The organism is Nonomuraea sp. NPDC049486 (assembly GCF_040676925.1).
Lineage (GTDB): Bacteria > Actinomycetota > Actinomycetes > Streptosporangiales > Streptosporangiaceae > Nonomuraea > Nonomuraea ferruginea.
Map to the genome: position 1 here is coordinate 42,379 of NZ_JBFAPV010000027.1, position 17,951 is coordinate 60,329.

Genomic DNA, 17,951 nt, shown 5'->3' on the forward strand with positions numbered 1-17,951 from the left:
GGGTGACAGCGGTCAAGATCGGCTATCGTCGCGTCTGACCACCGTCGCTCACCCCCTGGAGCCCTTGGTGAAGAGGCCCGCCAAGCAGAAGTCGGTCATCGTCGATCCGGTCCTGATCATCGGCACGGTCCTCTCGGTCCTGCTGGCCGTGATCTTCTACGTGCGTGAGGACACCGCGCAGGCCCTCGGCACCGTGGCCGGCCTCCTCGGCGGCGTCATCACCCTCCAGGTCCAGACGCTGCTGCGGGAGCGCCGCCGGGTCGACCACGAGACCCGGGTCGGCGCCATGGTGTCCACGATCGAGAAGATCCCCTGGCTGCCCGACCTCATGGAGCCGATGCTGCGCGCCGCCAAGCACGTCGAGCGCCAGTACAAGGGCACGCCCGCCGACGACGCCTGCCGCGACGCCTTCGAGGAGTGCCTGCGCACGCTCGCCGACCTGGAGCGCGGCCACTTCCGCGCCCCTTATGGCGACAACGGGGTGTTCCTGCGGCTCATCCGGCAGGCGAAGCGGCAGATCTGCGTCACCAGCGTGCCCTCCGTCGACCTGGAGTGGTGGCTGGAGCCGGTCGGCCGCGAATACTGGCGGGCGCAGGCCGACGCGCTGGCCAGGGGCGTGGTGATCAGGCGGGTGTTCATCTACCGCGAGTGGAGCGACGCCCTCGACGCGCTGGCCCGCGAGCAGGCCGAGGCGGGCGTGAAGGTGCGGCGCATCCACGCCGACCGGCTGTCGCCGGCGTTGCGGGTGATCAGCGGCCTGTGGGACGACGCCTGCGGCCACGAGCTGAGCTACACGGCCGGGGGCGAGGCGGTGTACGACACGTTCACCGTGTCTCCTCCTGATCTCGAACGGCTGATGCGGCAGTTCGAGATGATCGAGCGGATCGCGGTGGAGCTCGACGATCCGCGCTCTCCCGAGCCCGTCGCCTGAGGCCGTCGGCCGCCAGCAGCGCGAGCGCCGCCCACAGCACCGCGAACGCGAGCCACCGGGTCGCCGGCATCGGCTCACGGAAGACCAGCAGCCCGACGAGGAACTGCACGATCGGCTCGATGTACTGCAGCATGCCGGTCACGCTCAGCGGGATCTTGGTGGCCGCGGCGCTGAACAGCAGCATCGGCACGATCATCACGAACCCCGACCCGACGCCCAGCAGCGTGTTGGCGGCCGACACGTGCCCGAACGTCGCCTGCCCGCTCGCCTGCAGCACCACCGTGTACGCCAGCGCGAACGGGAACAGCACGGCGGTCTCCACCATCAGCCCCTCCACGGCGCCGACGGCCACCCTCTTCTTGATCAGCCCGTAGGTGCCGAACGTCACGGCCAGGCCCAGCGCGATCCACGGCGGCCCCCCGTACTCGATCGTGAGCACCACCACGGTGACGGCCGCGAGGCCGATCGCCGCCCACTGGGCGGGGCGCAGCCGCTCCCTGAACAGCACCACCCCGAAGGCGATGCTGACCAGAGGGGTGATGAAGTAGCCGAGCGAGGCGTCGACGACGTGGCCGTTCATGGTCGCCCAGATGAACAGCGCCCAGTTGACCGAGGTCAGCACGCTGGCGACGCTCAGCAGGGCCACGTCGCGGGGCCTGCGCAGGATCGCCGCCACCTTGCGGCGCCTGCCGAGGGCCAGCACCAGCAGGCCGATCGCGACCGGCGACCACAGCACCCGCAGCGCCAGGATCTCCACCGGCCCGGTGGGCTCCACCAGCGGCCAGTAGAGGGCGGACAGCCCCCACAGCACGTACGCCGCCGCGCCCAGCAGGACCCCGCGCCGCGCGACAGACATCGCCCCACCCTAACCCGGGGATTCCTCGCCGAGGGACCCGCCGGTGTCCGGTCTGAGTAGGGTGATCCGGTGGAGACGACTCGTGATCTTTTCGTGGCGCTGGCGCGCCGCTACGCGTTCGCCGACCTCGGGGCGCTGTCGCCCGACCCCCGGATCGCGGAGGCATGCGAGTTCGGGCAGCGGTTGCTGTCGCTCGACGCCGAGGACTTCGCCGTCGACACCAAGGCGGTGCCCTCGTCGCTCAGGCGGCAGGCCCGGGCGTGCCACATGCCGCAGACCCCGCGCGAGCAGCCGCGCGGCGCGCTGGAGTCGCTGCGCCCCGCCTACGGCCTGCTGCTGGAGGTCATCGCGATCCGCTGGCACCGCCGCGAGCTGAGCCCGATGATCGCCGCGGTGCACATCGCCGCCGAATACCTGCCGCTGCTGGCGTTCGAGCCGCACCTGGGCCACGCGGGCGACCCCGCCCGCTGGCCGGAGGGCCTGAGCGCGACCGGCAGCCGGTTCGGCGTGATCGGCGACCGCGACTGCGACCACACCAAGGCGGAGCAGTCGGCCACCAACCGGACGCTGCGGGTGGCGGGAGAGCCGTCCGAGGGCTGGCGCGCGTACTTCGACCGGCAGCACAGCCAGGTGGCGGGCGCGCTCGCGGTGTGCGTGGCCACCTGCCGCAACCCCTGCACGGCGATGGATTGGATCGCTCCCGAGCCGCGCGCCGGCCTTCAGGAGCGCGCCCGCGTCGCGCTCGCGTTCGCGGAGACCCCGCTGGTACGCCTGCGCCACGCGGCGCCGGTGGGCCACGGCTTCGGCGTGCCGTCGCCGGAGGAGGTGCTGGACGCGTGGGAGCGCAGCCGGAGCACGCTCGGCAAGAGCCCGGTGGGCGCGGCCGCGGCCCGCGACGACGGTTTCCCGCTGCCGGGCCTGCCGTCGTTCTTCGCCGCCGTCGCAGCGGCGCCGATCGAGCCGTCCACGCTGCTCAGGGGCGTGAGCGAGCACATCGCCGCGCTGATCGACGGCTAGCGGCGGGCGCCGGCCTGCTCGGCCAGGGCGCCGATCCCGTACAGCAGGCCGCCCACCAGGTCGCCCGCGCTGAACGCGGTGGCCATGGACATCGCCGTCAGCCGGCACGACGCGTCGGAGAGCCGGCGCCTGGCGTTCTCGCCGGTGACGATCTCCAGGGCGCGGCCCCGTACGTCGACCATGATCACGACGGCGTCGTCCGCCTCCTCGTCGAGCGCGGCGTGCAGCCGCTCGGCGAAGTGGCGCCGGCCGCCGACGGGCGAGCCGAGGAAGAGTGCGAAGCGCAGGGCGCAGCGCCGCTCCGCGGCCCGCAGGGCCTGCCGGACGTCGTCGGCCTGGGCCGCGGAGAGAGTTCGCATCCCGATCACCATCCCGCCGACGCGCCACCGACCCGCATGCCGGGCTCGGCGGTCTCCGCCGCCGCGACCCAGTCGGCCTCTCCCGGCGGCGCCCACTGCGGCGGCCGGTCGACCAGCACGAGCCCCGACGTGCTCACGCCGCGGTCGCCGCGGCCGGGTCCGCCGATCCACACCGGCCCGGCCTCCGCCTTGCGCGCGGCACCGCGCCCCGGTATCAGCACGAGCAGGCTGATCAGCACGAACAGTCCCAGCGACACCCCGATGAGGAAGAGCAGGATCTCCAGCGCGCTGTTCACATCACGAACGTAATCCCGGTCCGCCGGTCCGGCCAGACCCAGGCACGAGAGTCTCGACAGGAGATGGCCAAGACCCGGTCAACATGATCGCCACACCCTCCGGCAGGGCTAGGATCGCCTCGGGCTCTCCCTACCTCTCTAGAGAGGAACGTAATAAGTACCCGGAAACCGGGCGTAGGACACGGTGAGCCGGGCCATAAAACTATGGACAAGGCAGCACTAGGAATGCATCAGAACCCCGGGCTACGGTGAATCACGTGGACTCCGACCCTCAGCGTGAAGACGGTCACAACACGTCCCCGATCTGGGTGAGCGACAGACCGGAAAACGAGCAGACCGCCAAACCTGCGGCGCCCACCACCACCTATGCGCCGGTCGAGCGGGCCTCCATGCGCGAGCTGCTCCAGCAGCCGCGCTTCCGCCGCATGCGCAACCGCGCGCTGCTGGCCCTCGCCGTCGGCGTCGCCGTGGGTCTCCTGGTCATGGACTGGCGGGTGGGCGTGACCGCGGGCGTGCTCGCCGCCATCGGCGAGGCGATCTACCGCGCGCGTTCCAACTCGACGGTGCCGGCCTGGCGGCGCTCCTCGGTGGCCGAGCGGCGCACCGAGGCGCAGCTGCGCCAGCTTGAGCGCCGCGGCTACCGCACCCTCCACGCCCGCGCCATCCCCGGCACCGAGGCGCAGATCGACCACCTGGTCGTCGGGCCGACGGGCGTGTACGCGGTCGACTCGGAGAAGTGGGACAAGCGGCTCCCCGTACGGGTGCAGATGGGCAAGAAGCTCTTCCACGGCCCCTTCGACAAGAAGGACCGGCTCGTCGAGGCCAGGGGCGAGGCGACCCGGGCCGCCGAGCTGATCAGCAAGGCCTACGGCCACCAGGTGTCGGTGGTGCCGTCGCTGGCCATCTACGGCCCGCCGGTGCCCTGGAAGATCATGACGATCAAGGGCGTGGACGTCTACGAGGGCGTCCGGGCCCGCCGGTGGATCACCAAGCGGGAGCGCGCGCTCACCGACACGGAGATCGACAAGATCTACGAGATCGCGGCCCAGGTGCTGCCCCCGCGCTACGGCGAGGGCTGACAGGCAGGCGGAGAGGCCTCACGGGCACACCCGCGCCTCTCCGCGGCGACCTTCCTTCTCGCGGATACGTCCCCGTACGCGTCGCGCCCACATAAGCGGGCCCCGGCGGGGAAGCGGAAACCGGAACACCGGGGCGGCGCGTGCCGCCCCGGATGACCGTCCGGACCCGCAGAAGGAGTGTCTCCCCATGGCCAGACTCGGTTTCCACGCCTCGCACGAACAGCTCGCGCCGAGCGCCCTGCTGGAGGCAGTGCGCCGGGCCGAGGAGGCGGGTTTCACCACCGCGATGTGCTCCGACCACTTCGCGCCCTGGAGCCACGCCCAGGGCCACTCCGGCTACGCCTGGTCCTGGCTGGGAGCCGCGCTGGCCGGCACCGGCCTGCCGTTCGGCGTCGTCAGCGCGCCCGGTCAGCGCTACCACCCCGCGGTGGCCGCGCAGAAGGCCGCCACGCTCTGCGAGATGTTCCCCGGCCGGTTCTGGATGGCGCTGGGCAGCGGCCAGGCGCTCAACGAGCACATCACCGGCGACAGGTGGCCGGCCAAGCCTGAGCGCAAGGCACGGCTGCAGGAGTGCGTCGACGTCATGCGGGCGCTGTTCGCCGGGGAGTGCGTGTCGCACCGCGGGCTCGTCACGGTGGACCGCGCCCAGCTCTACACCCTGCCCGAGACCCCGCCCCCGCTGATCGGCGCCGCCGTCAGCGCCGAGACCGCCCGGTGGGCCGGCTCGTGGGCCGACGGGCTCATCACCGTCAACCAGGACGTGCCGCAGCTGCGCCGGGTCGTCGAGGCGTTCCGCGAGGGAGGCGGCGCGGGCAAGCCGGTCTACCTGCAGGTCCACCTGTCGTGGGCCGAGGACGAGCAGACCGCGCTGCGGATCGCGCACGAGCAGTGGCGCACGGGCGTGCTCGGCGGCGACGTGCCCTGGAACCTGCCGACGCCGGAGGAGTACGAGCAGGCCTCCGCCACCGTCAGGCCCGACGACGTGCGGCGGGCCGTGCTGGTCTCCGCCGACCTGGAACGCCATGCCGGCTGGCTCGCCGAGTACGCCGACCTCGGCTTCGACACGCTCTTCCTGCACCACGTGGGCCAGGAGCAGCGCGGTTTCATCGACGCCTTCGGCCAGAAGGTGCTGCCGCAGCTGCGGGAACCGGCTTGAGCGCACGCTTCCCTCCGATCGACGGATACGCGTTCCTGTCGGACACCCACACCGCCGCGCTGGTCGCCCCGGACGGGGCGGTCGAGTGGTTCTGCGTGCCGGCCTTCGACGGCCAGAGCTGTGTTCGCGCACCTGCTCGACCGCGACCGCGGCGGCGCCCTCGGCATCGAGGTGGCGGACGCGGGAGCGCCGGAGCGCCGCTATCTCGGCGACACCCTGGTGCTGGAGAGCGTCCACCGCACCGGTGACGCGGCCGTGACGGTGACGGACTTCCTGGCCGTCGCCGGCGACGGCGACCAGGCCGGCCCGCTCGCCCCCCGGCACCTGCTCGTCCGCGTGGTGCGGGCTACCGGCGGGACCGCCGACGTCCGGATCGGGATCGACGCCCGGCCCGGCTACGCGCGGGAGACGGCCCGGTGGCGGCCGGACGGCGACGGGACGTGGGTGCACGAGGAGCCCCGGCTGTGAGCCGCCGCCGACCGGCCGCTGCTCCGCTCCGGCTCCGTCCTCGGGATCGAGACGTCGCTGGGGCCCGGTGAGGGGTTCGCCGTCGTGCTCGGGTACGCAGACGCGCCACGGCGTGCCGTCGGCGTCCGCAGGGCCGACGCACTGCTGCGCGCGACCCGTACCGCGTGGGAGACGTGGTCGAGCCGGGGCGACGACATCGGGACCGGGCTGGCGCACGTCCGGCGCAGCGCGCTGGTGCTGCGCGGGCTGATGTACGACGAGTCGGGGGCGCTGGTGGCGGCGCCCACCACCTCGCTGCCGGAGACGATCGGCGGCGAGCGCAACTGGGACTACCGTTACACCTGGCACCGCGACGCGGCGCTGACGGTGCTCGCCCTGTTCCGGCTCGGCCACGCCGACGAGGGCGTGCGCTACATGCGCTTCCTGCTGCACGAGTGCGTGAGCGGCTCGGGCCGGCTGCGGCCCATGGCCGGCATCAGGGGCGAGCAGGAGGGGGCGGAGGTCGTCCTCGACCATCTGGAGGGGTACGCGGGCTCGCGGCCCTGCTGCGCCGGTACGTCGACACGGTGAGCACGCTCTGGCGGGAGCCGGATCACGGCGTCTGGGAGATCCGCGGCCCGCTCCGCCACTACGTCGGCTCCAAGGTGATGACGTGGATGTGCCTGGACCGGGGCGTGCGGCTGGCCGGGCTGCTCGGTGACGAGAGCGCGCCGGCGCACCGCTGGCGGCGGGCCGCTGCGCGTTCCTGCTCTGCTCCTTCGAGCTGGTCTCCGCGCTGGGGCCGGCGGGACGGGTCGAGCAGGCCGGCCCGGCTCTGCGCCGAAGCGGGGCCGCTCGGCCTGTTCTCGGAGGAGATGGCGCCCGACGGCACGGCGCTGGGCAACTACCCGCAGGCCTTCACCCATCTGGGGCTGATCGAGGTGGCGGCCAACCTGGACATGGCCGGCTCCAGGGAGGCCCTGCACCAGTGAGCGACCGGCAGGAGTCAGGGCCGCTCAGGGAGCTGATCACCGAGGCGGGCCTCGAAGGCGTCCAGCGCGGCGGCGAGCTCCCGGCTGGGCGGCAGGGCGCCCGCCATGCGCGGGCCGAGCGCGGCGCCGAACCCGCTGATCCGGACGATCAGGTCGATCATCGCGTCCCGGTCCGGCCAGGGGAACGACGGCTGCGCGATGAGCAGCGCGGCGCAGCCGTGCGCCGCCGACCACAGGGCCAGGGCGAGCCGCTCGGGCTCGCCGCGCATCACCCCCGCCTCGACGCACGCGCGCACGGCGTCCACCATGTAGCCGAAGCACGCCTGCGCGGCGGGCGGCACCCCCTCGCCCGCCTCCCCTGCAGAGGGGGTCATCATCAGCACCCGGTACTGCACCGGGTGGTCCAGCGCGAAACGGATGTAGGCCCGGCCGCACCGGCCCAGCCGCAGGAACGGGTCGGGGTCCCGGCACTCGGCCACGAGCCTGCCGAGCTCGTCCCACACCCGCAGGCACACCGCCTCCAGCAGCTCCTCCTTGTCGGCGAAGTGCAGGTAGACCGAGGGCGTGGAGACTCCCGCGCGGGCGGCGACCGCGCGGACGGTGAGCGCCTCCTCGGTGCCGGTCTCGTCCAGCAGCTCCTCGGCCGCGCGCAGGAGCTCCTCGCGCAGCAGCGCGCCGTCGCCGCGCCGGGCGCGGACCCGTTTCTCCGTCACCTCCCTAGGTTGACGTCGTTAGGTTAACGATGTCAATCTGATCCTCTGCGAAGGGGAGCACATGACGCGATTCGACGAGGCGACGGCGGTCAAGACCACCGGCCAGGGCACGTACGAGGCCAGGCTGGACGCGACGTGGAGCGTCGGCGACAAGCTGCACGGCGGCTACCTGATGGCGGTGCTGGCCAGGGCGGCGCTCGAAAGCGCGGCGGGCCCCGGGCACCCGCACGTGACCGCCGTGAGCGCGTCGTTCGCCGAGCCGCCGGAGCCGGGGCCGGCCGAGGTCCTGGTCGAGGTGCTGCGCGCCGGGAGGACCGTGACCCAGGTCAGGGCGGAGCTCGCGCAGCAGGGCAGGACGCGGGTGGCCGCGCTGGTGACGCTCGGCCTGCTGGACGACGCCGATCCGCGCTGGACGTCGGCGCCGGCGGTCGAGATGCCCCCGGAGGAGTCCTGCTTCCTGGCGCCGAGAGAGGTGCCGGGCAACGCCTTCCCGGTGCCGCTGATGGACGTGCTGGAGCTGCGGCTCCACCCCGAGCAGGTGGGTTTCGTGTTCGGCGAGCCGTCCCTGCGCGGGCGGCTCGACACCTGGCAGCGGCTCAAGGACGGCGCCGCGTGGGACCCGCTCAGCCTGCTGCTGGCCCTGGACCCGGTGCCCCCGGCCTCCTACGACCTGGGCCTGCCGGGCTGGGCGCCGACGATCCAGCTCACCGCGCACGTGCTGCGCCTGCCGGCCCCCGGCCCGGTCAAGGTGCGCCTGTCGGTCACCGAGGTGGGCGGCGGGAGGATGGACGAGACGGCCATGGTGTGGGACTCGCGGGACCGCCTGGTGGCGCAGGCGACCCAGCTCGCCGCGATCCGCGTCCCCGCCTGACGCCGTATCGGGTCGTGGACATCCGTCTCAGTTACCGGGCGGCTGGCCGTACCATGGATGGACGCTCGACGATGGGAGAAGCTCCATGCCCGCCCTCAGGTCTCGTACCGTCACCCACGGCAGGAACATGGTCGGTGCCCGGGCCCTGCTCCGGGCGACCGGCGTAGCCGGGAGCGACTTCGGCAAGCCGATCATCGCGGTGGCCAACAGCTTCACCCAGTTCGTGCCCGGCCACGTCCACCTGCGCGACGTCGGCGACGTGGTGTCCGGGGCGATCCGCGAGGCGGGTGCCATCCCCCGCGAGTTCAACACGATCGCGGTCGACGACGGCATCGCCATGGGCCACGGCGGCATGCTCTACTCGCTGCCCTCGCGCGAGCTCATCGCCGACGCCGTCGAGTACATGGTCAACGCCCACTGCGCCGACGCGATGATCTGCGTCTCCAACTGCGACAAGATCACCCCGGGCATGCTGCTGGCCGCGTTCCGGCTCAACATCCCGACGGTCTTCGTCTCCGGCGGGCCGATGGAGGCCGGCAAGACGCCCGGCCGCAAGCTCGACCTCATCGACCCGATGATCGCCTCCGCCGACGACTCCGTCACCGACGCCGAGCTGCTGGAGATGGAGGAGAGCGCCTGCCCGACCTGCGGCTCGTGCTCCGGCATGTTCACCGCCAACTCCATGAACTGCCTGGCCGAGGCCATCGGCCTGGCGCTGCCCGGCAACGGCACGATCCTGGCCACCCACAAGGCGCGCAAGGACCTCTTCGAGGAGGCCGGCCGCACGCTCGTCGAGATCACCCGGCGCTACTACGAGGAGGGCGACGAGTCGGTGCTGCCGCGCTCGATCGCCACCCGCGAGGCGTTCGAGAACGCGATGACGCTCGACGTCGCCATGGGCGGATCCACCAACACGATCCTCCACATCCTGGCCGCGGCCCGCGAGGCCGAGGTCGACTTCGGGCTCAAGGAGATCAACGAGATCTCCCTGCGGGTGCCGTGCCTGTGCAAGGTCGCCCCGGCGACCAGCAAGTACCACGTCGAGGACGTCCACCGGGCCGGCGGCATCCCCGCCATCCTGGGCGAGCTCGACCGGGCCGGGCTGCTCCACCGCGACGTCCCGACGGTCAACGGCGGCACGCTCGGCGACCTGCTCGCCGCCTGGGACCCGATGTCGCCCTCGGTCAGGCCCGAGGCGACGGAGCTGTGGCACGCCGCGCCCGGCAACGTCCGCACCGTCAAGCCCTACTCGCAGGACAACCGGTGGGACTCCCTCGACCTCGACCGCGCCGACGGGTGCGTGCGCGACCTCGAGCACGCCTACACCGCCGACGGCGGCCTCGCCGTGCTCTACGGCAACATCTCCCGCGACGGCGCCGTGGTGAAGACCGCCGGCGTCGACGAGTCGATCTGGAAGTTCACCGGGCCGGCCGTCGTGTTCGAGTCGCAGGAGCAGGCGGTCGAGGGCATCCTCAACGACCGGGTCAAGGAGGGCGACGTAGTGATCGTCCGCTACGAAGGCCCCAAGGGCGGCCCCGGCATGCAGGAGATGCTCTACCCGACCTCGTTCCTCAAGGGCAAGGGCCTGGGCAAGGCGTGCGCGCTGATCACCGACGGGCGCTTCTCCGGCGGCACGTCCGGGCTGTCGATCGGCCACGCCTCCCCCGAGGCGGCCGAGGGCGGCACGATCGCGCTCGTCGAGGACGGCGACATCGTCGAGATCGACATCCCCGCCCGCAAGCTGGAGCTGCACGTCCCCGAGGCCGAGCTGGCGGCCCGCCGCGAGCGGCTGCTGGCCGAGCTGGGCGGGTTCCGGCCGCGCGACCGCGACCGGCCGGTGAGCGCGGCGCTGCAGGCGTACGCAGCCATGACGACCTCGGCCTCCACCGGCGCCTCGCGCGACCTGTCGCAGCTGTCCAAGTGACCCTGTACGGCAGGCGACACTCCTGTCGCCTGCCGTACATACTTTCGAAAATGTCAGTGGCTTTACCTATGCTTGGGGTATGGCTGAAGTCGTGAAGCCCCAGACGCAACCGCTGACGACCGCCGAGATCGCCGCCCTCGCTCTGTCCCTGGCTCACCTGGGGTCGGGCCCGCAAGCCGTCACCGCCCGGCGCGGCCTGCAGCACGCCCTCGATCATCTCGACCTCGACGACGACGTCATCGCCGCCACCCTCGACACCCTCGTCGAGCCGCTGCCCGCCGAGGTGGCCGCGCGGGCCCGGCTCATCGCCGACGCCATCACCGGCCGCATGATGGTCCGCCTCCACTACCGCGACGCCGCGGGCACCGTCACCAGCCGCGAGGTCGAGCCGGTGACCTGCCTGGTCCACCGCGACTTCTGGTATCTCGTGGGAGTGTGCCGGATGCGCCGCGCGATCCGCGCCTTCCGCTTCGACCGCATCCTCGCCGTCGAGCCCACCCTCACCCCGTCCCGCCCCCACCTGGCCGACCGCTTCCTGCCGTTCCAGCGCCGCAAGCGCACCAGGGCCGCCTGACCTCCCCACGGGCGGCGTGCCCATCCCACCAGGCACGCCGCCCACCTTCTTCCCTGACGCCATGTCCCGGCGAGCGCGCTTTCACACCACGGGACCTGGTCGCTCTCACGTCGTCCCGCCTTCGCCACTCCGGCCACGCCGCATCCCCGCGCCGGTGAAGGCGGCCCGGCGTGCGTGTGTCACCCCCGTCGAGGAGCGGCGCCCAAGGGGAGACAGGACAGGGGGACGACTCGTCCCGGACGTCCCGCACCCTGAACGGCCGGAAGGCTCTGCTGACCAGCGCGGATCCGGCCGCGCGTTCGAGCGAGCGCGGGAGAGGTACCCGCGCACAAGACCCGGCCGGACGGCAGCGGCCGTCGACGATCGGACAGGAACGCGCACGTGAGCGTGATCGCGATCGGCGTGGCGGCAGAGAACGCATCACCCGCTCAGCCGTACGGATGCTCGCGCAGGACGATGGCGGCTGCCCGGCTTTACGGAACGCCAGCCGCGAAAAGCGCGTCGGCCATCGGCGCGAGGCCGCGCGAAGGACTCGGCGCGAGGCCGCGCGAAGGACTCGGCGCGAGGCCGCGCGAAGGGCTCCTAGCCGCAGCAACCGCCGCCGCAGCAACCCCCGCCTGAGGCAGGGGGTGGGGTGGCGGCGGAGCCGGTCATGGCGACGGTGGAGAGCAGTTTGACCGTGTCGTCGTGGCCCTCCGGGCAGGCGGCCGGGTCGCTGGACGCCGACATCGGCCGGGACACCTCGAACGTGGAGCCGCAGGCGCGGCAGCGGTAGTCGTAACGCGGCATGCCATCAGAGTAGCCCGGAACGCCGTCAGGGCTGGAAAGTCACCCGGGCGTAGCCTGCCGGTTCGGTGAAGAGCACGAGTCGGCCGACACCTGGGAGTAGCCCGAAGGGCACGCGGGCCCGGCACGAGGTGCCGGGCCCGGGTCAGGCAGCCGCTTCAAGGTAGGGCGCCCATTGGGGGTCGCCGACGAGCGAGGCGCCGATCAACCGCCAGTGAGCGCCCCGTGGCACGGACGGGGCGACACTCAGGGTCCACCCCAGCTCCTCCAGGTACTTGTCGGCCTTCCTGTGGTTGCACGGCGAGCACGAGGCGACGCAGTTCTCCCACGTGTGGGCGCCGCCCCTGGAGCGCGGGACGACGTGGTCGATGGTCTCGGCCCGCTGCCCGCAGTAGGCGCACCGGTAGTCGTCGCGCCGCATGAGGGCGGCTCTGGTCAGGGGGATACGGGATCGGTACGGGATGCGGACGTATCTCCTGAGCCGGATGACCGACGGCACGTCGAGCGTCCGGCTGGTGGAGCGCAGCACGGCTCCGCGGCCGTCACGGTGGATGATGTCGGCCTTCTCCCGCAGCACGAGCACGATGGCGCGGTGCAGGGAAAGCGTGGTCAGGGGCTCGTAGGTGGCGTTGAGCAGCAGGACTTGGCGCATCATCGGGCCTCTCCCCGCCGCACCCAATTCGAAGGAGACATGCCGTGGCATGTCCCGGCTATTCGCCCCTCCTGGGGCTTCGGCACAACCATCACGTGGACCTCCGCCGGACGGCCCAGCGGATGGACACCACGGCACCGTCCTGTCAGCAAGTCTGGCGTTCACCGCAGCGTCCCCGCCACCCCTTAACGTCCGGCCCGGAATGACCAGAGGGACGCACGTTACGGTTTATTCCCGTATCACCAGGCCTTTACGCCAACCTCCGGGCCTCGTGCTTTGCCGTAGGGTTCGAGCATGACGCGAGAGTCCTATCCGGCGGCGCCACGCGAGGAAACCGCCGACGTCCTGCACGGCATCACCGTTCCCGACCCGTACCGCTGGCTGGAGGATCCCGAGAGCCCGGAGACGGAGCGGTGGCTGGTCGCGCAGGCCGAGCTGTTCAAGCGGGAGAGCGAGCCGCAGCGGTTCAAGTCGCGGATCGCCGAGCTGCTGAAGTCGGGGTCGGTGGGCGCGCCCGCGTGGCGCGGCGACCGCTACTTCTTCAGCCGCCGCACGCCGGAGCAGGAGCACGCGGTCTACTACGTGGTGGAGCCCGACGGGGCCGGCGGCACCGAGCGGGCGCTGGTCGACCCGATGGCGCTCGACCCGTCGGGGCTGACGACGCTGGACGCGGTGCAGCCCGACAAGGAAGGGCGGCTGCTGGCCTACCAGATCTCGGTGGGCGGCGACGAGGAGTCGGTGCTCTACGTGGTCGACGTGGCGACGGGCACGCGGATCGAGGGGCCGATCGACCGCTGCCGCTACTCGCCGATCGCGTGGCTGCCGGGCGGCGAGGCTTTCTACTACGTACGCAGGCTGCCGAGCACCGAAGTGCCCGAGGACGAGCGTCAGTTCCACCGCCGCGTCTATCTGCACCGGGTCGGCACGTCCACCGAGGACGACGTGATGATCTTCGGTGACGGCATGAAGATGACCAACTACTACGGCGTGTCGGTGTCGCGCGACGGCCACTGGCTGCAGATCTCGGCCAGCGAGGGCACCGCCCCGCGCAACGACCTGTGGGTCGCCGACCTGACCGCCTCCCCCGCCGACCGGCCGGAGCTGCGGGTGGTGCAGGAGGGCGTCGACGCGCAGACCGGGCTGGTGTTCGGCCGCGACGGCAGGCTGTACGTCCACACCGACCGTGACGCGCCCCGGGCCCGGGTGTGCGTCACCGACCCGTCCCGGCCGGAGTTCGAGGCGTGGCGCGACCTGATCCCGCAGGACCCGGAGGCGGTGCTGTCCGACTTCGCGATCCTCGACGACCTCGACAGCCCGGTGATGCTGGTGGGCTGGACCCGCCACGCGATCAGCGAGATCACCGTGCACGACCTGGCGACGGGCGAGCGGATCGGCCACGTGCCGACGCCCGGCCTGGGCAGCATCGGCGGCATCTCGGAGCGGCCGGAGGGCGGCCACGAGGCGTGGTTCGGCTACACCGACAACACCACCCCGCCGACCATCCAGCGCTATGACGCGCGCACGGGCGAGACCACGCTCTGGGCGGCCTCGCCGGGCGCGGTGGACGTGCCGGAGGTGCGCACCGAGCAGGTGGTCTACCGCTCCGGCGACGGCACCGACGTGCGCATGCTCATCATCTCGCCGGCCTCCGGCGAGGGCCCGCGCCCGACGATCCTCTACGGGTACGGCGGGTTCGGCATCTCGATGACCCCCGGCTACTCGGCGTCGATCCTGAGCTGGGTCGAGGCGGGCGGCGTGTACGCGATCGCCAACCTGCGCGGCGGCGGCGAGGAGGGCGAGGACTGGCACCGGGCGGGCATGCTCGCCCACAAGCAGAACGTGTTCGACGACTTCCACGCGGCGGCCGAGCACCTCATCGAGACCGGGGTGACCACGGCCGGGCAGCTCGGCATCTCGGGCGGCTCCAACGGCGGCCTGCTGGTGGGCGCGGCGCTCACCCAGCGCCCCGACCTCTACCGGGCCGTGGTCTGCTCGGCGCCGCTGCTCGACATGATCCGTTACGAGAAGTTCGGGCTGGGCGCGACCTGGAACGTCGAGTACGGTTCGGCCGACGATCCCGAGCAGTTCGGCTGGCTGCGCTCCTACTCGCCCTACCACCACGTCGAGGAGGGGGTGCGCTACCCCGCGACGCTGTTCACGGTGTTCCAGTCCGACACGCGGGTGCATCCGCTGCACGCGTGGAAGATGTGCGCCGCGCTGCAGCACGCCACCGCCGGCGACGGGCCGATCCTGCTGCGCAACGAGACCGAGGTGGGCCACGGCGCCCGCTCGATCAGCCGGACCGTCGACCTGTCGGCGGACACGCTCACGTTCATGGCCAGGCAGCTCGGCCTATAGTCGAAAGCATGAGCGAGCGGGGGCTGACCATGACCGGGTCGGCCCCCTGCCCTGCCCTGCGGCCGTACGTCCACCGCCTGGCCGCCTACCGCGAAGACCACGGCGGGCCGTTGACCCGGGCCGAGGCGGCGGTCACCGGCGGAGTGCTGATCCTGGGATTCGCCGCGCCGATGGAGGTGGACGGCGAGCGGCTGACCTCGTTCGGGGCGGGGCCGTCCGACCGGTTCACGCTCACCCGGATGACCAGGCCGACCGAGGGGGTCGAGGTCGCTCTGACCCCGTTCGGGGCCAGGCGGCTGTTCGGGATGCCGCTGCGGCTCCTGGTCAACCTGGCGGTGCCGGCGGAGGAGCTGCTCGGCCCGTGGGCGGTGGAGGCGGCCGGTCGGCTGGCCGCGGCGCCGTCCGCGCCTGAGCGGCTGGCGCTGGCCGAGCGGCTGCTCACCGAGCGGTTCGCCGCCGGGCCCGATCCCGATCCCGAGGTGCGGTGGGCGTGGGCGCGGCTGCTGGAGTCGGGCGGCGCGGTCCCGGTGGCGTCGCTGGCCGTGTCGCTGGAGCGCAGCCATCGCCACCTGGTGTCCCGCTTCCGTGACCAGGTCGGGCTGACGCCGAAGGCGGCGGCGCGGGTGATCCGCTTCCACCGGGCGGCGGCGCTGCTGCGCTCGGGCAGCGCGATCGCCGAGGCGGCGGCCGCGTGCGGCTTCTACGACCAGGCCCACATGAACCGCGAGTTCCGCACGCTGGCGGCGGTCACGCCCGGTCAGATTTCTCCAAGACCCCAGGCCGGCGGCCGTCCGACACTGGGCCCATGAAGGTTTACGCACTCGCCCGCTACCACGACTGCGCGGCCGCGGTCGACTTCCTCACCGGCGCCTTCGGCTTCGAGGTGCGCGAGATGTCCAAGAACGACGAAGGCGTGGTCAGCCATGCCGAACTCCTGGTCGGCGACGACGTCATCATGCTCGGCCTGGGCAGCCCGGGCGGCCCGGGCGTCTACGTCGCGGTCGACGACGCCGACGCCCACCACGACCGCGCCAGGAAGGCCGGCGCCCGGATCACCATGGAGCTGGTGGACCAGCCGTACGGCTCCCGCGAGTACGCCGCCGCGGACCCGGAGGGCAACATCTGGTTCTTCGGCACCTATCGCCCGTGATCCGGCCCGGGGGCAGTGATCACGCATGCGCGTGCTCACCATGAACCTCCGGGCCCGCCACGGCGGCGGGGGACTTCGACGCCACGCCCGAGTCGGCGAGGAATACGTGCTGGTGCGCTGCGGGCCGCACGGCCCGCAGCTGCGGCTGGAGGCGTGCTTCCGGGAGTTCGACCGGCCCGTGGGCGAGCGATCACTTCGGGGTGGTGGCCGACTTCGGGAGGATGCCGTGGACCCGTGAGATCAGGTGGCCGGCGTTGCGTACCGTCCTCTGAAGTAGTGGCGCAGCACCCGGTGCCAGGGGTTGGCGCGGACGTCCAGCAGGGCGGCGACGCCGAGGCAGTACTTGCTGACGCTCACCGGGCGGACGCCCAGGCGGCGCAGCACGCGGTCGGCGGCGGCGTCGCCGTCGGCGGACTTCGACTCCAGCAGGACCCGGTCGCGCCGGGCCGGGAGCGCGCGCCGGCCGTCGTGGCAGACGAGACCGCTGTCGCAGGTCAGCCGCGCGGCCCCGGACCGGTCGACCAGCGTGACCCGGCGGTAGTCGGTGGACAGCACCGGGCCGAGCGACGCCGGGCGGGGCAGCCGCAGGCCGGTGGCCAGGGTGGTCGACAGGTAGTCGAGCGCCTCGGGGGTGAGCGCGTGCGCGGGCGCGCCGTCGTACGGGACACGGTGCTTGTCGGTGCCGCCTCTCGCGCCCTTCAGCTTCACTTCCAGCCAGCGCCCGCCGCCGTCCAGGTACGTCCGCGTACGGATCTTGAAGCGGCGGCGGCGCTGCTGACGGTGCTGACGGAACGTGAGCAGGTCCGGCGTGTCGAAGTAGGTGGAGGTGTAGCGGAACTGGCGCCGCCCGCCGATCTCCAGCACCCCGAACCGGTCCCCCAGCTCGCCGGCCAGGCGGGTCATGACCGAGGCGGGCACCAGATACTTGTGGTCCACCCGGGTCATCAGCTTGGCGCGGGCGCTGACCTCCTCCAGCGTGACCGGGTCCAGGCCGGCCGCCACCCCGGCGAGCAGGACTCCCGCGTCGGGCCACTCGGTCATCGCCACGCCTCCGCCCGCCGCTCCGCCGGGACCTCGTAGCGGACGTCCACCACGGTGACGTCCCGTACGTAGTCGACCTGGCTCACCACACACTGCAGCACCCGCCCGCCGAGCCGGCTCTCCAGGTCGGCGCGGAGCAGCGCGGGGTCGGTGTGCACCACGTCCAGCGTCACCAGCTGCTGATGGGTACGGCCCAGCAGCCGGGGGTGGTCGGCCACGTACATCACCGCCAGCAGCACCACGTCGAGGAAGAGCGCGGTCAGCGGCCAGCTCGCGGCGATGCCGTTGACCAGGCCGAGCGCGATGGCGACGAAGTAGTACGCGATCTCCTGCTGGGTGATCTCCGAGGAGCGGAGCCGGATGATGGCCAGCACGCCGAACAGGCCGAAGCCGACCGCCAGGTCCACCCGCTGGACCAGCATGAGCGAGACCACGGCGAAGATGCCGGTGTTCAGCGCCACGTAGGCGAAGAGCAGGTCGCGCCGGTGGTGGCGGCGGTAGTACAGGCCGTACGCGAGCGTGACGATCGCGGCCAGGTCCATCGCGAGGGCGAGGAGCGTGGTCGGTCTCAAGAGGTCCTCCCGGGTCTTTCGCTGTCATGAACAGCGTCTCGCCCGGCGGTGAAGCGCCTGTGAGCCGATCGTGAGGACGTTCTCATCGAAGAAGTGCCCATCGTGTTCCAGTGGAAGCCCTGGAGCGACGCGTGCGAGACCGACAAGTTCCCCAGCGCCTTCCTCAGCGTGCAGCCC

At 72.4% G+C, this 17,951-nt stretch carries 20 protein-coding genes and 1 pseudogene; 13 read left to right on the top strand and 8 right to left on the bottom strand.

All coding sequences use genetic code 11. The features are described from left to right. Positions 1-67: 67 nt before the first annotated feature. Positions 68-931, top strand: coding sequence for a hypothetical protein (locus tag AB0K05_RS42390; protein ID WP_364237206.1), 864 nt, complete (start codon positions 68-70; stop codon positions 929-931). On the opposite strand, the gene rarD is transcribed toward AB0K05_RS42390, so the two are convergent. Beyond that, entirely contained in the window at positions 825-1,787 is a 963-nt protein-coding gene (gene rarD, locus AB0K05_RS42395; RefSeq protein ID WP_148029928.1) for an EamA family transporter RarD, read from the bottom strand. The genes AB0K05_RS42390 and rarD overlap by 107 nt on opposite strands. Positions 1,788-1,856: 69 nt before the next feature. Between rarD and AB0K05_RS42400 the strand changes: the two genes are divergently transcribed. Then, complete coding sequence (locus AB0K05_RS42400; protein WP_148029927.1) at positions 1,857-2,804, top strand: hypothetical protein; 948 nt, start codon at positions 1,857-1,859, stop codon at positions 2,802-2,804. Here AB0K05_RS42400 and AB0K05_RS42405 read toward each other — a convergent pair. Together AB0K05_RS42405 and AB0K05_RS42410 are read right to left on the bottom strand one after the other, a co-directional pair. Beyond that, entirely contained in the window at positions 2,801-3,163 is a 363-nt protein-coding gene (locus AB0K05_RS42405) for a DUF5130 family protein (RefSeq protein WP_187281009.1), read from the bottom strand. The two genes, AB0K05_RS42400 and AB0K05_RS42405, sit on opposite strands and share 4 nt — an antisense overlap. A 5-nt stretch (positions 3,164-3,168) precedes the next feature. Next, positions 3,169-3,459, bottom strand: a complete 291-nt coding sequence (locus AB0K05_RS42410; protein WP_219547040.1) for a hypothetical protein — start codon at positions 3,457-3,459, stop codon at positions 3,169-3,171. Positions 3,460-3,716: 257 nt separating this feature from the next. Between AB0K05_RS42410 and AB0K05_RS42415 the strand changes: the two genes are divergently transcribed. The 4 genes and pseudogenes from AB0K05_RS42415 (at position 3,717) to AB0K05_RS42430 (ending at position 7,133) form a co-directional block, all read left to right on the top strand. Continuing rightward, complete coding sequence (locus AB0K05_RS42415) at positions 3,717-4,538, top strand: nuclease-related domain-containing protein (RefSeq protein WP_148029924.1); 822 nt, start codon at positions 3,717-3,719, stop codon at positions 4,536-4,538. A 187-nt stretch (positions 4,539-4,725) separates the two neighbouring features. After that, the gene (locus tag AB0K05_RS42420; RefSeq protein ID WP_364237210.1) at positions 4,726-5,694 is read left to right on the top strand and encodes a TIGR03885 family FMN-dependent LLM class oxidoreductase; all 969 of its coding nucleotides are present in this window, start codon (positions 4,726-4,728) and stop codon (positions 5,692-5,694) included. A 120-nt stretch (positions 5,695-5,814) separates the two neighbouring features. After that, positions 5,815-6,162 (top strand): trehalase-like domain-containing protein, encoded by a 348-nt coding sequence (locus AB0K05_RS42425; protein ID WP_364237213.1) that lies wholly within the window; start codon positions 5,815-5,817, stop codon positions 6,160-6,162. 249 nt (positions 6,163-6,411) lie between these two features. Next, positions 6,412-7,133: pseudogene (locus AB0K05_RS42430) on the top strand (glycoside hydrolase family 15 protein). A gap of 14 nt (positions 7,134-7,147) precedes the next feature. On the opposite strand, the gene AB0K05_RS42435 reads toward AB0K05_RS42430, so the two are convergent. After that, positions 7,148-7,846 carry a TetR/AcrR family transcriptional regulator gene (locus AB0K05_RS42435; RefSeq protein ID WP_364237216.1) on the bottom strand — a complete coding sequence of 233 codons (699 nt, stop codon included), beginning with the start codon at positions 7,844-7,846 and terminating at the stop codon, positions 7,148-7,150. 61 nt (positions 7,847-7,907) lie between these two features. Between AB0K05_RS42435 and AB0K05_RS42440 the strand changes: the two genes are divergently transcribed. The 3 genes from AB0K05_RS42440 to AB0K05_RS42450 all read left to right on the top strand — a co-directional run bounded on the left by AB0K05_RS42440 (position 7,908) and on the right by AB0K05_RS42450 (position 11,215). Continuing rightward, positions 7,908-8,717 carry a thioesterase family protein gene (locus AB0K05_RS42440; RefSeq protein ID WP_364237218.1) on the top strand — a complete coding sequence of 270 codons (810 nt, stop codon included), beginning with the start codon at positions 7,908-7,910 and terminating at the stop codon, positions 8,715-8,717. A gap of 85 nt (positions 8,718-8,802) precedes the next feature. Continuing rightward, complete coding sequence (gene ilvD / locus AB0K05_RS42445; protein ID WP_364237221.1) at positions 8,803-10,641, top strand: dihydroxy-acid dehydratase; 1,839 nt, start codon at positions 8,803-8,805, stop codon at positions 10,639-10,641. Positions 10,642-10,720: 79 nt separating this feature from the next. Next, entirely contained in the window at positions 10,721-11,215 is a 495-nt protein-coding gene (locus AB0K05_RS42450; protein WP_148029918.1) for a WYL domain-containing protein, read from the top strand. A gap of 582 nt (positions 11,216-11,797) precedes the next feature. Here AB0K05_RS42450 and AB0K05_RS42455 read toward each other — a convergent pair. Together AB0K05_RS42455 and AB0K05_RS42460 are read right to left on the bottom strand one after the other, a co-directional pair. Beyond that, positions 11,798-12,004, bottom strand: coding sequence for a zinc ribbon domain-containing protein (locus AB0K05_RS42455; RefSeq protein WP_148029916.1), 207 nt, complete (start codon positions 12,002-12,004; stop codon positions 11,798-11,800). Between the two features lie 142 nt (positions 12,005-12,146). Further along, on the bottom strand, positions 12,147-12,653 hold the full coding sequence (locus tag AB0K05_RS42460) for an HNH endonuclease (RefSeq protein ID WP_148034362.1): 507 nt from the start codon (positions 12,651-12,653) through the stop codon (positions 12,147-12,149). 294 nt (positions 12,654-12,947) lie between these two features. On the opposite strand from AB0K05_RS42460, the gene AB0K05_RS42465 reads away from it, so the two are divergent. Genes AB0K05_RS42465 through AB0K05_RS42480 form a run of 4 tightly spaced genes read left to right on the top strand, consistent with a single transcriptional unit; the run spans position 12,948 to position 16,399 of the window. Continuing rightward, complete coding sequence (locus tag AB0K05_RS42465) at positions 12,948-15,011, top strand: prolyl oligopeptidase family serine peptidase (protein WP_364237226.1); 2,064 nt, start codon at positions 12,948-12,950, stop codon at positions 15,009-15,011. 8 nt (positions 15,012-15,019) lie between these two features. Then, entirely contained in the window at positions 15,020-15,820 is an 801-nt protein-coding gene (locus tag AB0K05_RS42470; RefSeq protein WP_364237228.1) for an AraC family transcriptional regulator, read from the top strand. Beyond that, a complete protein-coding gene (locus AB0K05_RS42475; protein WP_364237231.1) occupies positions 15,817-16,161 on the top strand; it encodes a VOC family protein in 345 nt (114 codons plus the stop codon). The genes AB0K05_RS42470 and AB0K05_RS42475 overlap by 4 nt, the downstream gene beginning before the upstream one ends. A 25-nt stretch (positions 16,162-16,186) precedes the next feature. After that, the gene (locus AB0K05_RS42480; protein ID WP_364237233.1) at positions 16,187-16,399 is read left to right on the top strand and encodes a hypothetical protein; all 213 of its coding nucleotides are present in this window, start codon (positions 16,187-16,189) and stop codon (positions 16,397-16,399) included. 2 nt (positions 16,400-16,401) lie between these two features. On the opposite strand, the gene AB0K05_RS42485 is transcribed toward AB0K05_RS42480, so the two are convergent. Beyond that, entirely contained in the window at positions 16,402-17,202 is an 801-nt protein-coding gene (locus AB0K05_RS42485) for a polyphosphate polymerase domain-containing protein (protein ID WP_364237235.1), read from the bottom strand. After that, positions 17,199-17,744, bottom strand: a complete 546-nt coding sequence (locus AB0K05_RS42490) for a DUF4956 domain-containing protein (RefSeq protein WP_148034361.1) — start codon at positions 17,742-17,744, stop codon at positions 17,199-17,201. The genes AB0K05_RS42485 and AB0K05_RS42490 overlap by 4 nt, the downstream gene beginning before the upstream one ends. Positions 17,745-17,951 lie beyond the last annotated feature (207 nt).

Bases quoted from the DNA above. Each gene is read 5' to 3' on its own strand.
- rarD (WP_148029928.1), bottom strand. From the start codon at position 1,787: ATGTCTGTCGCGCGGCGCGGGGTCCTGCTGGGCGCGGCGGCGTACGTG.
- AB0K05_RS42405 (WP_187281009.1), bottom strand. From the start codon at position 3,163: ATGCGAACTCTCTCCGCGGCCCAGGCCGACGACGTCCGGCAGGCCCTG.
- AB0K05_RS42420 (WP_364237210.1), top strand. From the start codon at position 4,726: ATGGCCAGACTCGGTTTCCACGCCTCGCACGAACAGCTCGCGCCGAGC.
- AB0K05_RS42440 (WP_364237218.1), top strand. From the start codon at position 7,908: ATGACGCGATTCGACGAGGCGACGGCGGTCAAGACCACCGGCCAGGGC.
- ilvD (WP_364237221.1), top strand. From the start codon at position 8,803: ATGCCCGCCCTCAGGTCTCGTACCGTCACCCACGGCAGGAACATGGTC.
- AB0K05_RS42450 (WP_148029918.1), top strand. From the start codon at position 10,721: ATGGCTGAAGTCGTGAAGCCCCAGACGCAACCGCTGACGACCGCCGAG.
- AB0K05_RS42455 (WP_148029916.1), bottom strand. From the start codon at position 12,004: ATGCCGCGTTACGACTACCGCTGCCGCGCCTGCGGCTCCACGTTCGAG.
- AB0K05_RS42460 (WP_148034362.1), bottom strand. From the start codon at position 12,653: ATGCGCCAAGTCCTGCTGCTCAACGCCACCTACGAGCCCCTGACCACG.
- AB0K05_RS42465 (WP_364237226.1), top strand. From the start codon at position 12,948: ATGACGCGAGAGTCCTATCCGGCGGCGCCACGCGAGGAAACCGCCGAC.
- AB0K05_RS42470 (WP_364237228.1), top strand. From the start codon at position 15,020: ATGAGCGAGCGGGGGCTGACCATGACCGGGTCGGCCCCCTGCCCTGCC.
- AB0K05_RS42475 (WP_364237231.1), top strand. From the start codon at position 15,817: ATGAAGGTTTACGCACTCGCCCGCTACCACGACTGCGCGGCCGCGGTC.
- AB0K05_RS42480 (WP_364237233.1), top strand. From the start codon at position 16,187: ATGCGCGTGCTCACCATGAACCTCCGGGCCCGCCACGGCGGCGGGGGA.
- AB0K05_RS42485 (WP_364237235.1), bottom strand. From the start codon at position 17,202: ATGACCGAGTGGCCCGACGCGGGAGTCCTGCTCGCCGGGGTGGCGGCC.
- AB0K05_RS42490 (WP_148034361.1), bottom strand. From the start codon at position 17,744: ATGGACCTGGCCGCGATCGTCACGCTCGCGTACGGCCTGTACTACCGC.